Here is a 14,413-nt window from a genome sequence, read left to right on the forward strand (position 1 = left end):
GCCGCGTTGCCGTTCACGTCTGGCACGCGCGCGGCTGAACCGATCAAGATCGGCCTGGTGACCGCCCTGTCGGGCCAGTCGGCGCGCGCCGGCGAGGCGCTGACCCGCGGAGCGACAATTGCCATCGAGGAAATCAATGCGAAGGGCGGCGTGCTTGGACGTCCGCTCGAGCTCGTCCGCCGCGACGACGAGAGCAATCCGGCCAAAGGGCTGATCGCCGCGCGCGAGCTGATTCAGCGCGAGAAGGTCGCGGTCCTGGTCGGCGGCCTCGACACGCCGGTCGAGCTTGCCATCGTGCCATTCGTCAACAACGTCAAGGTGCCGTTCGTCGTGCCGTGGGCCGCCGGGACCAACATCACGCGGAACGGCGCGCCGTCCAACTACGTGTTCCGCGTCTCGGCCATGGACGATGAGGTCGACAAGGCGATCGTCCAATTCTCGCGCAAGACCTACAATGCGAAGAAGCCCGGGCTCATCCTGGTCAACAATCCCTGGGGCGAGTCGAACGAGCATGGCCTGAAGGCGGCATTGAAGGCCGCAGGAATCGAGCCTGCCGGTGTCGAGAAGTTCGAAGGCAACGACGTCGATGTCGTTTCCCAGCTGTCGCGGCTGAAGCAGGCCGGCGCCGATACGCTCTACCTGGTCGGCAATGTCGGACCGTCCTCCCAGGTGGTGAAATCGCTCGACCGCATGGGCTGGGCGCCACCGATCGTTTCGCATTGGGGGCCGGCCGGCGGCCGTTTCACCGAGCTCGCCGGGCCGAGCGCGGAGAACGTGATTTTCGTCCAGACCTACAGCTTCTTCGGGAACCTGTCGCCGGTCGGCAAGCGGGTGATGTCGGCCTTGCAGGCGAAGTATTCGGACATCAAGGGTCCCGCGGACGTGACGCCGGCGGTTGGCGTCGCCAACGCCTACGATTCCATCCTGGTCATTGCGCGAGCAATCGAAAAGGCCGGTGGCACCGAACCGACCGCCGTCCGTGACGGTTTCTACGCCATCGACCGCGTGGACGGCTTGATCAAGACCTATGAGAAGCCGTTCGCGCAGGACAAGCACGATGCGCTGACGGCGGGGGACTACATCTGGGCGCGGTTCGAGGACAACCACATCATGCCGTTCGCGCGGAACTGACCGCGCGAGATCGTCCGTTAAACAAGCAGGGTAGTCATCGATGTCATTTCTTCCCGCGGTGATAACAGGACTGGCGCTCGGGAGTATGTACGGGCTGCTTGCGCTTGGCTTCCACGTCACCTACGCCGTCTCCGGCACGGTCAATTTCTCCCAAGGCAGCTCGATGACCCTGGGAGCCGTTGCCGGATACTTCTTCCTCGTGCTGTGGGGATGGCCGGCCGCGGCCGGCATTCCCGCCGTTCTGCTCGTCTGCGCGGTCTATGGCCTGCTGATTGAGCGCTTTGCCGTCCGGCCGTTCGTGCAGCGCGGCTCCGACAACTGGCTGATGGCGACCGTTGCGGTCGGCATCATCGTCGACAACGTGATGATGTTCGTCTTCGGCAAGGAGCCGCGCAGCTTTCCGTCCGTCCTGGCGGCCAAGCCGATCCAGATCGTCGAGGGCGCGGGGGTCTATCCGTTGCAGCTCCTGATTCCCGTGGTCGGATTGCTGCTGGCGCTGGCACTTCATCTGCTCAGTCGCCGGACGCGTCACGGCGTCGCCATGCTCGCGGTGGTCCAGAACCCGAACGCCGCCCGGCTGATGGGCATCAACGTCAGCGGCGCCATCGCGGCAAGCTACGCGGTCTCGGCGATGCTGGCCGGGGTCGCGGCGCTGCTGATCGCGCCCCTGTTCAACGTGTCATCCGAAATGGGCACGCTGTTCGGCATCAAGGCCTTCGCGGCGGCGATCATCGGCGGCCTCGGCAGCGCCTGGGGCGTGATGCTGGCCGGGCTCTGTCTCGGCCTGATCGAGGTGTTCGCGACCAATTATCTGGGATCGGTCTACACCCAGATCATCACATTCGCCTCGGTGATCGCGATCCTTGTCGTCCTCCCCCACGGGCTGCTCGGCCGAGCCGGAGTGAAAAAGGTATGACCTCTCGCGTCTCTATTCTCGCCGCCGTCTCGGCACTCGCGGCCGCTATCCTCTATGCCGCCGTTGCCGACAGCTACGGCGTGTTCCTGGTCGCGACCATCTCACTGACGGCGATCGCCTGTATCGGCCTCAACGTGCTGCTCGGTTTGGCGGGGCAAATCTCGCTGGGCCACATCGGCTTCATGGCGATCGGGGCCTATACGACCGTGCTCCTGATGGAGAAGGCGGGGTGGCCCTATCCGGCGGCGACGGCTGCCGCGATTGCCCTTGTCAGCGTCGTCGGTGGTCTGCTCGCCATGCCGGCCTTGCGCGTGCGAGGTCCATATCTCGCGATGGTGACGATCGCCTTCGGCTTCATCGTCGAGCACGGCACGATCGAGTGGCGCGACCTCACGGGCGGCGGCAACGGCCTGATCCTGACCGCGCCGCCGGAGGTGTTCGGCTTTCCGCTGTCGGAGCGGCATTTGGCGATCGCGGGCATCGTGCTGGTGTTCGCCGGTCTCATCCTGTTCGAGCGCTTGAAGCGGAGCGGCTGGGGCTACGCCATGCGTGCCGCCCGCGACACCGAGGTTGCGACGCGCTCGATCGGCATTGATCTCGTGCGGGTCCGCACCGTGGCGTTCATCATCTCGGCCGCAGCGATGGCGTTGGCGGGGGCGCTGTTTGCGCCCCTCCAGGGCTATATCAGTCCGAGTTCGTTCCCCTTTCTGCAATCGATCCTGCTGCTGTTCGGCGTCATGGTCGGCGGCGCCGGCTCGGCGCTGGGGCCGGTGATCGGGGCGGCGCTCGTCGTGCTGCTGCCGGAAATGCTGTCCGACCTCGCGGAGTATCGTCTGCTTGCCTTCGGCGTGCTGCTTTTCGCCGTGCTGCGGGTCGCACCCTCAGGCATCATGGGGCTGATCGAGCAATTCGCGGCAAGGTTCCTGCCGACGGGATCGAAGGCCGATCCGGGCGCGGTGGGCGCCGAGCCGGTCGCCGACCTCGGCATCGGGACCAGCAGCGCGTCGCGTCTTGACGTCGCAAACCTCTCGATCTCGTTCGGCGGTGTCCGCGCCGTGCAGGACGTCTCGTTTACCGCCGAACCCGGCACGGTGACCAGCATCATCGGCCCCAATGGTGCGGGGAAGACCAGCGCGCTGAATCTGCTTTGCGGCTTCTACCGTCCGAAATCCGGCACCGTGAAGCTTGGCGACCGCGACGTCACCGGTTTGCCGTCACACCAGCTTGCGCGTGTCGGAGTGGCGCGAACGTTCCAGACGACGCAGCTATTCGGCTCGCTCTCGATCATCGAGAATGTCCTGCTGGCGGCGACGGCGGGCAAGCTCGGCAACGTCGTGTCGGCGCTGCACAATGACGCGCAGGAGCGCCTTGCACGGTCGCTGTTGCGCTTTGCCGGTGTCGACGGCGATTTGAGCAGACGCGCGGACTCGCTGCCCCATGGCGAGAAGCGACTGGTCGAGATCGCGAGGGCGCTCGCGCTGCGCCCGAAGATCCTGCTGCTCGACGAGCCGGCCGCGGGTCTTTCGAAGGGCGACAAGCAGCGGCTGACGGTTCTGCTCCGTCGCATCGCGGAGACCGGGATCGCGGTCATCATCGTCGAGCACGACATGCCGATGATCATGTCGCTGAGCGACCTCATCGTTGTTCTCGATGGCGGCAAGCGCATCGCGATCGGCGATGCGGCGGCGATCCGCAACGATCCGCTGGTCCGCAAGGCCTATCTCGGCGACGCGCCGTCGGGTGAGCGGCGCCGCGCGCCACGCCCGGCGAAACAAGGCACGGCGCTCGAAGTCCGCACGCTCGATGCCTTCTATGGCCTGTCGCGGGCGCTCGGTGGGGTCGACCTTGCCGTTGCCCCCGGCGAGGCCATCGCCGTACTCGGTGCCAACGGAGCAGGGAAAACCACCCTGATGCGCTCGATTGCCGGCCTCGAACCACCGCGGTCGGTCGGAGAGATTCGGCTGTCCGGCGCCCGCGTCGACAAGATGCCGGCGCATATCCGCGCCAGGGCAGGCATCGTGCTGGTGCCCGAAGGACGGCAGGTGTTTCCCGAACTGACGGTGCGGCAGAACTTGCAACTTGGCGCTTTCGCACGCAAGGGCCTCGATCTCGACGCGGAGATCGACGCGATGTTTGCCCGCTTTCCGCGCCTGAAGGAGCGCATCAATCATCGCGCGGGCCTTTTGTCGGGCGGCGAGCAGCAGATGCTCGCGGTCGCGCGTGGGCTTCTGACCGCGCCCAAGGTGTTCATGCTTGACGAGCCGTCGCTTGGACTGGCGCCCCTTGTCGTCGACGAGTTGTTCGCGTCGTTCGAGCAGCTTCGCGTCGAGGGGATGACCTTGATCGTGGTCGACCAGATGGCCGGGCAAGCCCTTGCGCTTGCCGACAGGGCCTATCTGCTCGAGACCGGCGCCATCCTGAAGAGCGGCGCGGCCGAAATCATCGCGGAAGATCCCTCGCTTGAAGCCGCCTATCTCGGCGGAGAGGCTCACGGGAGTAGCGTCCCGCGAACCGCAGTGCTCGCGTCCTGACGCCATGGTTGCGCAGCGGGAGATCGGTGTGATGCGGCCAGGCAATACGTTTCGTGACCTGCCCGGCGCGCCCGTGTCTGAACGATACGACGGCGGTGCCGTGATCGAGGTCGGCGTGCTGGCGCGCCGCGCGCTGCGCAGCGGACGGCGCGGCCGCATTGCGGCGGTATTCGAGCGCAGCCTTTATGCGGTGCTCGACGATCGCTGGATCTGCATCGGTGTCACAGACCTCGGCTCCGGCCCGCTCCATCTTCTGTGCACCGGGATCGAACCGCGGCTGCTCGTTCCCGGACAAGAGGTTGCAATCGTCGACACGATGCTGCTCGTCGACGGTATGCGGTTTGCCGGTTTCGAGACGGCTTCCGTATGGGCGCCGCCGCCGTCGCCGGAATGGACGCTCGACAGTTTGCGGGCAGGGCTTGCGATGGTCGATCAGGTCTGGCGTCGCTTGCCGGTCGAGCAGGGGCTCGCTGCGTCGGGTGGCGTGCAACCGCCCGCAAGGCCGTCTCGCGTGCTCGCTGCTGCGGCGCCGGGACTCGCCGCGCTCAAGCGATTGATCGAGGCCGGGCTTCGCGGAGAGCGATGTGTACCGCGTGACTACCCGGAGATCGTCGAATTGATCGGTCTTGGTCCCGGGCTCACGCCATCCGGCGACGACCTGATCGGCGGCGCGCTGGTCGCGCTCGCCGGCCTCGGCCGTCTCGCGACGCGCGATGCGCTGTGGAAGACCTGTCGCGCGCGTCTCGGTCGGACCAATGAGATCAGTGCTGCCCACCTGCACAGTGCCGTGCTCGGCTTGGCGGCGGCGGCACTCCATGAGGCCATCGACGCGACGATTGGCGGACGGGTGGATCGTATCAAGTCCGCGGTCGCGGCGCTGTCGCGGATCGGGCAAAGCTCTGGACTGGATGCGTTTGCAGGTGCGCTGATGGTGTTGCGCGCGATCGAGTGCCGGCTGCTCAACGACAGCGCGCTGCATCATGCCGGCCTCGCCGGCAACGGCCCGCCGACGCGATCAATCGCAGGGGCCTGAACGATCATGCGACGCAACGGCAATTCGGACGAAAGGTTGCGCGTGTTTGACAAAGTAAAAACTTTCTTACTAAGATCGGAGCATCGGATCTCGGGAGGCCGCGAGTGGTGACCAAGCAGGAAGATACGCCGAGCGGGCGTCTGTTGATGAGCAAGCCGAGCGTGGTGAACGTCGGGCTGGCAGGCTTTGTGAAGGACCTGCGGGATTGCGACATCGAGGTCGTGCAGGTCGACTGGACGCCGCCCGCCGACGGCGATCCCGAAATGGCGGCACTGCTCGCCAAGCTCGGTACGTGAGAGAGCGGCCATGAAGCTGATCGAAGACGCCAACAAGCAGGCGCTGGCACGCATCCTCGAGGGCGAGCCCAGGCTGATCGATATCGTTCCGGCAGGCGATGTGCTGGAAGGGTTGAAGGAGCGCATGATCCTTCATGCCGGGCCGCCGATCACCTGGGACCGAATGTGCGGCCCGATGCGTGGCGCGGTGGCAGGCGCCATCGTGTTCGAAGGTTGGGCTCCGGACCTTGAAGCCGCCTTCGAACTCGCGGCCGGCGGCGGCGTCGCCTTCCACCCCAACCATCATTTCGGCGCGGTTGGTCCGATGACCGGCATGACCACGGTCTCCATGCCGGTGTTCGTCGTCGAAAACGCCAAATACGGCAACCGCGCCTACTGCGCCATCAACGAGGGCCTCGGCAAGGTCATGCGCTTCGGCGGCAACGACGATAGCGTGCTGGCGCGCCTCGGCTGGCTGCGTGACGTATTCGGGCCGGTGCTCGCCAGGGCGATCCGCGCGCATGGCGGGATCGACCTGAAGGCGATCATCGCGCGCGGACTCTCGATGGGCGATGAAATGCACCAGCGCAACCTGGCCTGCTCCAGCGTGTTCCTGCGCGAGATCGGGTCGGCGCTGGCGCGCACCTCGAACGACAACGAGGTTCTCGCAAGCTGCATTGGCTTCATCGCGCAGAACGATCAGTTCTTTCTCAACATCGCGATGGCGATGGGCAAGGCGCTGACCGATCCCGCCAACGGCATTCGCGGTTCGACGGTGGTAACCGCGATGTGCCGCAATGGAACCGATTTCGGGGTCCGCGTCAGCGGATTGGGCGATCGCTGGTTCACGGCGCCGGTGGAGATGCCGGAAGGGCTCTATTTCCCGGGCTATTCGCGCAAGGATGCCAATCCCGACATGGGCGACTCCGCGATCGTCGAAACGGTCGGGCTTGGTGGCTTCGCGATGGCGGCAGCTCCGGCGGTTGCCGGCTTCATCGGCGCTGGCGCACCGTCGTCGGCGGGCAATTTCACGCGGGCAATGAGCGAAATCACTGTCGGGCAGAATCCGGAATGGACGATCCCCGCGCTCGATTTTGCCGGCGTGCCGACCGGCATCGACGTTCGCCTGGTGGTGGAGACCGGCCTCGCACCGGTCATCAACACCGGCATCGCGCATCGCGAGCCCGGCATCGGCCAGGTCGGCGCCGGCGTGGTGCGGGCGCCGATGGCCTGCTTCCGGCAGGCGGTCCTCGCCATTGCGGAAGATCTGGGGGTGTCATGAGCGCGTATGTCCTGAACGAAATTCGCAAGGGCTTCTATCTCGACTCGGTGGCGTTGATGCGGTTGTCGCGCGAGGTCGCGTCGGCGGCGGGCGTCGTCGAAGCCGCGCTGATGATGGGCACGCCGTCCAACCAGGCGATCTTGCGCAACGCCGGATTGCTCGATGGCGAGGTGATCGCGCAGGGCAATGATCTGATCCTCGCGATCAAGGCCGAGAGCGAAGCGACGGCACGCGCCGCGCTTGCCGAAGCGCAAAAGGCGCTTGACCGCCCCAAAACGAGCAGCAGCGGCGAAGCGGCGTGGCGGCCGCGCAGCATAGCCGCGGCCGTCAAGGCGACACCCGCCGCCAACCTCGCCCTGATCTCCGTTCCCGGCGAGTTTGCCGCGGCGGAAGCGCGCAAGGCGCTGAACCGCGGACTTCATGTCCTGATGTTCAGCGACAATGTCTCGATGGCGGATGAATTGTCGCTGAAGCAGCAGGCGCGCGAAGCGGGTCTCTTGATGATGGGACCGGACTGCGGCACGGCGGTCATCGGCGGCGCGCCGCTCGCCTTCGCCAACCGGCTGAAGCGCGGCAGGATCGGGATCATCGGCGCATCCGGGACCGGGACGCAGGAGGTGTCGTGCCTGCTGTCCGAGGCAGGCGAAGGCATTTCCCACGCCATCGGCGTCGGCGGACGGGATTTGAAGAAGGAGATCGGCGGCATCACGACATTGATGGCGATCGACGCCCTTGATGCCGATCCCGAGACCGATTGCGTCGTGCTCATCTCCAAGCCGCCGCATCCGGACGTCGCCAGGGCCGTGCTCGGCCGGATCGGAAACAGCCCGAAGCCCTACACGGTTTGCTTCATCGGCGCCGCCTCGGCGGATCTGCCGCCAAATGCACGCTTTGCCGGTACGCTGAGGGAAGCGGCCGAGAAAACCCTCGGCAACGGCCGGAGCATTGGCGGCAAGTTCGACGCTGCCGCCGTGGCTGCGCGTTTGCCGCAGCGACGCAAGGCGGCGCAGCGCATGGAGGGGCTGTTCGCCGGCGGCACCCTCTGTGCCGAGGCGCAGGTGATCCTTGCCGCGGGCGGCCGCAAGGTGGCATCGAATGCCGCCATTCCCGGCGTCCCGCATTTCGGCGAGCCGGAGGCGCAGGGGAGGGATCGCATCGTCGACCTCGGGGCCGACGAATATACCCAGGGCCGGCCGCATCCGATGATCGATCCCTCGGTGCGCGACGATGCCTTGCGGGCGGCGCTGGTCGATCCCGCGGTCGCCGTCATCTTGCTCGATCTCGTGATCGGATACGGCGCACATGACAATCCGGCAGCGCATCTTGCGGCTGTCGTGGCGGGCCGCGCGGATGACGCGCCGGTCCTGGTTGCGTCGGTGACGGGGACCGAACTCGATCGCCAGGTACGTTCGGCGCAGATCAGGCTGCTCGAAGACGCCGGCATCGTGGTGGCGCCGTCGAATGCCCAGGCCTGTGATCTCGCTCTCGCTCTTTCCGTCAACGACGTCAGGATGCCGCGCTATGCGAACACTCAATGAGGTCCCGCGCCGTCTCGTGATCGCGATCGGCGGCAATGCCGTCCACCCCGAAGACATCAGCGGCACCTCGGACGAGCAGAAGGCCGTCGCCCAGCAAACGGCCGAGGCGCTGCTGCCGCTGGCCGAGCTCGACAACGAGCTGGTGATCACCCACGGCAACGGACCGGTGGTGGGCAAGATCATGATGCGCCAGATGCTGACGATGAGCCGGATTCCCCCGATGTCGATGGACATCTGCGTCGCGCACAGCCAGGGCGGCATCGGCTACCTTCTGATGCAGGCAATCGAGAACGTTTTGCGCGCGCACGGCAACGGCCGGCACGTCGCCAGCCTGCTGACCCAGGTCGAGGTCGACGCCAACGATCCCGCCTTCGCCAATCCGACCAAGTTCGTCGGACCGTTTTTCACCGAGCAGGAAGCCCAGCGCATCAGCGCCGAGTTGAACTGGAAAATGCGCGAGGACTCCGGACGTGGCTGGCGCCATGTCGTGCCGTCTCCGAAACCGAAACATGTCTGCGACATTTCTCTGGTCGACGCGTTGGTCAAACGCGGCACCATTGTCATCGCAGGCGGCGGCGGCGGTATGCCCGTGATCCGCGACGAACGGGGTGTGCGCACCGGCGTGCCGGCAGTGATCGACAAGGACCTGACCTCGGCCCATATCGCCAACGTGCTTGGCATCGAGGAACTGCTGATCCTGACCGCGGTGCCCCGCGTCGCGATCAATTTCGGCAAGCCCGACAAGAGGGAGCTGGATCAGGTCAGCCTGGCGCAGATCAAGGCCTATCATCGCGAGGGCCATTTTCCGCCGGGAAGCATGGGGCCCAAGGTCGATGCCGCCATCCGCTTTCTCGAGGGTGGTGGAAAGCGCGCGATCATCAGCCATCTCAATTGCGCCATGGCCGCGCTGACCGGCGAGACCGGGACGCACATTGTTCCCTAGCGCTCGTCAAATGCGATGGCGGCGCCATTGAAGATGGCCGCCGAGATCCGCTCGGCGGGATAATCGATGTCGGTCGGCCGCGAGCACAGGTCCGGATCCATGCCGTTCCGCTCGGGCTGCCTGCGCGTCTATTTCAGCATCGCCGCGACGTTGTCCTTCGTCACAACGTCGAGACCGGGCATCGATCGGACGGGCCAATTGAACCGCCTTGCCGTCAAGGCGGATCTCGCCGTGACTTGGTGGGAAGTTGCCGGCAATGATCTTGACGAGCGTCGACTTGCCGGCGCCGTTGTCGCCCATCAGGCCGACCACTCGCCGGACGACACGCGGAGGTCGACGCCATGCAACGCGCGAATGGCGCCGAACTCCTTGCCGATGCCCTTCAACTCCAGGACTGCTAGCCCGGCGTCTTGAGGGGCTACCATGGCTGGCTTCGCTCAGGCATGCTGGCCACCTCCGGTCAGAAGTGCACTAGCGTGCGCAGACCGAGAATCCAGGCGTTGTCGGTCTTCACGCCGGCGGCATTGTACCCGCGCCCGCCAGGATGCATCACGTACTGGGCGTCGAACTTCAGGTTCATCCAGCCCGTCGCCTGCCACCCGTACCAGGCTTCGATCGGAACTTCGTTTCCTCCGGCGTTGGGCGTGAGCGCAACCGCATTGACATGGGTCGTGCCGACCGCAAAGCCGACTTCGTCCTCGGGGCGCGAGGCGAACGTTCCGGTGTGTCTGAAGCCGAAGGCGATCTGATAATCCTGGTACGACGTGCGGTGGTCGGCGACGGTCGTATTGAGGAAGGTGTACCAGCCCTGCGCCTTGGGACCTTCAACCGTCAGCCGCTGCAGGATCGATTCATAGACGCCATAACGGCCGCGCGAATCTCCGAGATTCTGGTCCGAGACACCGCCGGTGCCCGGCGAGATCGCAATGATCCCCGGCAGGCCTCCATCAATTGTCGATGCGCTGTCATACCAGCCGCCAAACCTCCAGGTTCCGTTCAACGGACCGCTCGGCGCCCAGACGACCTCGACCGGCACCAGCACGCCCGAGGCGGGGCTCGAGCCGGGGACACCGGGCAAGAAGTAAGTCGCGGAGTCCGACGTTGTCAGGTAGTTCGGGTTGGCGTCGTAGACGCCGACCGAGAGCTGCCATTCCTTGGCGAAGTTGTAGTGCACCACACCGGCCCATTGGCTCACCGGCCAGTTGTAGATGTAGCCGCCCTGGATGTTGCCGGGCTGGCCGCCGCAGAAGGTCAGGTTGATGAACTCGCAGAGACCAAAAAAGAAGTCGGAGCCGACCGGAAGACGGCCGCCCTTGAGTTCAAGGCGGTCATCGAACAGCTTCTGCGAATAATAGAGTTCTGTCAGGCGGAGAATACTGCCGCGGCCGAACACTTCGTTGGTCAGTTGCAGGGCCGGAATTCCCGCCTCGTCATTCAGGTTGCGGCCGAAACGGTCGACCAGCGTGAGGCCGACCGTGCCGCCCTGGATGCCGGCAAGCTTCGCCATGTCGAACTTGGCTTGAAAGAACAGCTGTCCGGCTTGGGTCGCGGTGTTCCTGTTGCCGCCCGACAAGTTGCCGACGGCTTCGTCGCCCAGCGTCAGGGCCAGCGAGATCCCTCGCTCCTTTAGCTGCGTCCTGCCGAGATCGCCGAACAGATATGGCCTTGTCCAGAAATCATCGGTCTCCGTGTAAGGCACCGGCGGAGCCTTCGTCATGAGGTCGGCCGCATGCGTGCCGCCGCCGCTGAACAGAGATAACAACGCGATCCCCACGCCGCACGCCCGCGCGGTGTTTACAGACCAAAGTGACATTTTCTGCACTCCCAGCGTCCCCGGCTTTGTCCATTTTTGTGTCACGTTCCCGCCCAAAGCCCTTCAGCGTGGAACGCGGTAGTTTCAAAATATCTATCGATCAACCAGAGATAGAATCTGCGCGCACGCCAAAGCTCTTCAAGACGGCGGCGAGGGTCTGCCTGCGGCTCAGCTGGGCCAGCCCACGCCAATTTGGATACGAGCACCGTGAGCTTGATCGGTCTTGCGCATCGAACTCCCCCCCCTCGTTCCTCTACTCAAGTCGCCGCGACCATATTCCCGGTCCGGATTCTTCCTTTTCGAGTTGTCATGCCTGATCGCACGTCGTCGTCGGCAACGCAGCCGCGCCATGCGGAGCTGCGCCTTGCAGAATTGTGCCTTCCTTCGATCTTGGCGCCGTGCGGGCGAGGCCAGCCAGCGCGGCCTTGCGCCGTCGACGGGCCTGCAATTGCTGATCCGCCAGCACGCCGATCAGGATCACGGTTCCCATCACCGCGAAGTTCAGCGAATTGGGAATGCCCAGGATGTTCACGAGGTTCTGCAGCACCTGCAGCAACGCGGTCCCCAGCACGATTCCGAGAATGGAGCCCTCGCCGCCGCGCAGGCTGCAGCCACCGAGGACGGCCGCCGCAATCGCATAGAGTTCGTAGAAGTTGCCGAACGAACTCGGAGAGACCGAGTTGGTATAGAACACGAACATCACGGTCGAGACGCCGGCGAGCCCGCCGCTGATGACATAGGCGGTGGCGATCACGAGGTTGGTGTTGATGCCGGAGAAGCGTGCCGCTTCCTCGTTCTTGCCCACGGCATAAAGCCAGCGCCCGTAGACCGAGCGGTGCAGCAGCACGCCGAGGATCAGCGCAAGGATGATCAGGAAGATGAAGGTGTTCGGGATGCCCGCAATATTACCGGAGGCGATGCCGCTCAGCGCGCTCGCCTCGTCACCGTAGCCGAAGCCGCGCGTCGAATCGCTGGTGTAGTAGCGCGCGGCGCCGCGATAGATCAGCAACCCGCACAGCGTCACGATGAAGGGCTGCATTTTCAGCCGCGTGATCAGGAAGCCCTGGATGCCGCCCAGCGCAAGCCCGCCCATCAGGACCAGTAACAGCGCCAAAGGCCAGGGCACCTGATACGTCGTCAGCAGGTCGATGAAGATGACGCCGAGCAGCGCGAACATCGAGCCGAGCGAAAGATCGATTCCTCCGGTGATGATGACGAGGCCTTCACCCAGCGCGAACACACCGAACAGTCCGATCAGATTGGCCATGTTCAGCAGATTCACGAACGACAGGAAGGCCGGATTGATCGCGCCTGTGATGGCGGAGATCACTGCCAGCAGCAAGAACAGGCCGAGTTCCTTCTTCATCATGACGCAGCGGCCTCCATGGTTTCAAGCGCTTGGCCGACCGCCAGCCTCAACACGTTGTATTCGCTGAACTGGTCGCGCTCGAGCACGCCGCTGACACTGCCTTCATGCATCACCGCCACCCGGTCGGAGACGCCGATCACTTCCTCCATGTCCGAGGAGATCATCACGATCGCGACGCCCTGGTCGGCGAGGCTGCGCATCAGCGCGTAGATCTCGCTCTTGGCGCCGACATCGATGCCGCGGGTCGGCTCGTCGAAGAACATCACGCGCGGCTGCATGGAGAGCCATTTGCCCAGCACCACCTTTTGCTGGTTGCCGCCGGACAGCGTCACGGCCTCGATGTCGATGCTCGGCGCCTTGATGGACAGCCGCCTGGCCTGGTCTTTGGCGATTCTGCGCTCGGCCGCGCCGTTGACCAGCCACATCCGCGCATGATCCAGCAGGCTCGCGAGCGTCACGTTCTCCCTGATCGGCAGTTCCAGCACCAGGCCGGATTTCTTGCGATCCTCCGGCACCAGGTAGATTCCTTGCCTGATCGCGTCACGCGGCGAGGCGACGCCGACCGGGGCGTTGTCGATCCTGATCTCGCCACCCAGCAGCGGATCAACGCCGAACACCGCGCGGGCAAGCGAGGTGCGGCCGGCGCCGACGAGCCCGGCGAGGCCGAGGATCTCGCCGCGCCGCACCGACAGATCGATCTGCCGGTCGGGAAAGGCGGTGGTCACGACGCCGGCGATATCGCAGCCGCCGGGCTGCGGCGCGCATGCCGGCGGCGTATACAGCGCCTTCAGGTCGCGGCCGATCATCAGCCGGATCATGGCGGCGTGGCTGAGCTCGTCGCGCGCCAGCTCCCCCACGGTGCGTCCGTCGCGCAAGACCACGACGCGATCGGCGCAGCTCATGATCTCGCCCAGCCGATGAGAGATGTAGATCACCGAGATGCCGTGGGCCTTCAGGTCGGCGATCACCTCGAGCAGCCGCTCTGTCTCCGAAATCGTCAGGCTGGAGGTCGGCTCGTCCATGATGATCACGCGGGCGTCGATCGAGAGCGCCTTGGCGATCTCCACCATCTGGCGCTCCGCGATCGACAAATTCTCGACCAGCGTGCCCGGCGTGAAATCGGCGCCCAGCCGTTGCAGCAGCGGCATCACGCGGGCATGCATCTGCGCATTGTCCACCAGCTTCAGCGGGCCGCCGGCAAGTTTCTCGCGCCCGATGAAGACGTTGGCGGCGACATCGAGATTCTCGAACAGGTTCAGCTCCTGGTGCACGAAGGCGATGCCGCATCGCGTCGCCTCAGTCACGGTCATCCGGGGATGCTCGGTGCTGCCGATGCGGATCACGCCGGCGCTCGGGGCGATCACGCCGGCGAGCACGCGCATCAGCGTCGATTTGCCGGCGCCGTTCTCGCCGATCAGGCCCAGCACCTCGCCGCGATTGACGCGCAAATTGACGTCGTCGAGCGCCCTGACGCCGGGATAGGTCTTGCTGATTCCGCTGAGCTCCAGCAGCGTTTCCGCCATTCGGCATGTCCTCCTGCGCAACGCCCGGCGGCCTGTGGCGGCCGGGCGTTGAAGCCGAC

At 65.3% G+C, this 14,413-nt stretch carries 11 protein-coding genes and 1 pseudogene; 8 read left to right on the forward strand and 4 right to left on the reverse strand.

From position 1 onward, the window contains the following. Positions 1-6: 6 nt before the first annotated feature. From AC1VNY_RS00470 to arcC, 8 genes are all read left to right on the forward strand, one after another. Positions 7-1,131, forward strand: coding sequence for an ABC transporter substrate-binding protein (locus AC1VNY_RS00470; protein ID WP_212055535.1), 1,125 nt, complete (start codon positions 7-9; stop codon positions 1,129-1,131). 40 nt (positions 1,132-1,171) lie between these two features. Continuing rightward, positions 1,172-2,047: a branched-chain amino acid ABC transporter permease gene (locus AC1VNY_RS00475; protein WP_076826929.1), complete on the forward strand. Its 876-nt coding sequence runs from the start codon at positions 1,172-1,174 to the stop codon at positions 2,045-2,047. Continuing rightward, entirely contained in the window at positions 2,044-4,578 is a 2,535-nt protein-coding gene (locus AC1VNY_RS00480; protein ID WP_482403684.1) for a branched-chain amino acid ABC transporter ATP-binding protein/permease, read from the forward strand. Before AC1VNY_RS00475 ends, AC1VNY_RS00480 begins: the two co-directional genes overlap by 4 nt. A 31-nt stretch (positions 4,579-4,609) precedes the next feature. Further along, complete coding sequence (locus AC1VNY_RS00485) at positions 4,610-5,611, forward strand: oxamate carbamoyltransferase subunit AllH family protein (RefSeq protein ID WP_482403685.1); 1,002 nt, start codon at positions 4,610-4,612, stop codon at positions 5,609-5,611. 107 nt (positions 5,612-5,718) lie between these two features. Beyond that, complete coding sequence (locus tag AC1VNY_RS00490) at positions 5,719-5,907, forward strand: hypothetical protein (RefSeq protein ID WP_125459098.1); 189 nt, start codon at positions 5,719-5,721, stop codon at positions 5,905-5,907. Between the two features lie 10 nt (positions 5,908-5,917). Beyond that, positions 5,918-7,168 (forward strand): YlbE family protein, encoded by a 1,251-nt coding sequence (locus tag AC1VNY_RS00495; protein ID WP_482403686.1) that lies wholly within the window; start codon positions 5,918-5,920, stop codon positions 7,166-7,168. Then, entirely contained in the window at positions 7,165-8,706 is a 1,542-nt protein-coding gene (gene fdrA / locus AC1VNY_RS00500; protein WP_482403687.1) for an acyl-CoA synthetase FdrA, read from the forward strand. Before AC1VNY_RS00495 ends, fdrA begins: the two co-directional genes overlap by 4 nt. Beyond that, positions 8,690-9,649 carry a carbamate kinase gene (gene arcC, locus AC1VNY_RS00505; RefSeq protein ID WP_016840183.1) on the forward strand — a complete coding sequence of 320 codons (960 nt, stop codon included), beginning with the start codon at positions 8,690-8,692 and terminating at the stop codon, positions 9,647-9,649. The genes fdrA and arcC overlap by 17 nt, the downstream gene beginning before the upstream one ends. 171 nt (positions 9,650-9,820) lie before the next feature. On the opposite strand, the pseudogene AC1VNY_RS00510 reads toward arcC, so the two are convergent. The 4 genes and pseudogenes from AC1VNY_RS00510 to AC1VNY_RS00525 all read right to left on the reverse strand — a co-directional run. Then, a pseudogene (locus AC1VNY_RS00510) lies at positions 9,821-10,074 on the reverse strand (ATP-binding cassette domain-containing protein); the annotation flags it as partial. A gap of 35 nt (positions 10,075-10,109) precedes the next feature. Further along, positions 10,110-11,462, reverse strand: coding sequence for a carbohydrate porin (locus AC1VNY_RS00515; RefSeq protein ID WP_482403766.1), 1,353 nt, complete (start codon positions 11,460-11,462; stop codon positions 10,110-10,112). 307 nt (positions 11,463-11,769) lie between these two features. Continuing rightward, the gene (locus AC1VNY_RS00520; protein WP_482403688.1) at positions 11,770-12,831 is read right to left on the reverse strand and encodes an ABC transporter permease; all 1,062 of its coding nucleotides are present in this window, start codon (positions 12,829-12,831) and stop codon (positions 11,770-11,772) included. Next, entirely contained in the window at positions 12,828-14,354 is a 1,527-nt protein-coding gene (locus tag AC1VNY_RS00525) for a sugar ABC transporter ATP-binding protein (RefSeq protein ID WP_482403689.1), read from the reverse strand. The genes AC1VNY_RS00520 and AC1VNY_RS00525 overlap by 4 nt, the downstream gene beginning before the upstream one ends. Positions 14,355-14,413: the final 59 nt, after the last annotated feature.

Source organism: Bradyrhizobium ferriligni, from assembly GCF_056837965.1.

What these genes read in the sequence shown, in the direction of transcription:
- AC1VNY_RS00475 (WP_076826929.1), top strand. Translation starts at nt 1,172, where the DNA reads ATGTCATTTCTTCCCGCGGTGATAACAGGACTGGCGCTCGGGAGTATG.
- AC1VNY_RS00480 (WP_482403684.1), top strand. Translation starts at nt 2,044, where the DNA reads ATGACCTCTCGCGTCTCTATTCTCGCCGCCGTCTCGGCACTCGCGGCC.
- AC1VNY_RS00485 (WP_482403685.1), top strand. Translation starts at nt 4,610, where the DNA reads ATGCGGCCAGGCAATACGTTTCGTGACCTGCCCGGCGCGCCCGTGTCT.
- AC1VNY_RS00495 (WP_482403686.1), top strand. Translation starts at nt 5,918, where the DNA reads ATGAAGCTGATCGAAGACGCCAACAAGCAGGCGCTGGCACGCATCCTC.
- fdrA (WP_482403687.1), top strand. Translation starts at nt 7,165, where the DNA reads ATGAGCGCGTATGTCCTGAACGAAATTCGCAAGGGCTTCTATCTCGAC.
- arcC (WP_016840183.1), top strand. Translation starts at nt 8,690, where the DNA reads ATGCGAACACTCAATGAGGTCCCGCGCCGTCTCGTGATCGCGATCGGC.
- AC1VNY_RS00515 (WP_482403766.1), bottom strand. Translation starts at nt 11,462, where the DNA reads ATGTCACTTTGGTCTGTAAACACCGCGCGGGCGTGCGGCGTGGGGATC.
- AC1VNY_RS00520 (WP_482403688.1), bottom strand. Translation starts at nt 12,831, where the DNA reads ATGATGAAGAAGGAACTCGGCCTGTTCTTGCTGCTGGCAGTGATCTCC.
- AC1VNY_RS00525 (WP_482403689.1), bottom strand. Translation starts at nt 14,354, where the DNA reads ATGGCGGAAACGCTGCTGGAGCTCAGCGGAATCAGCAAGACCTATCCC.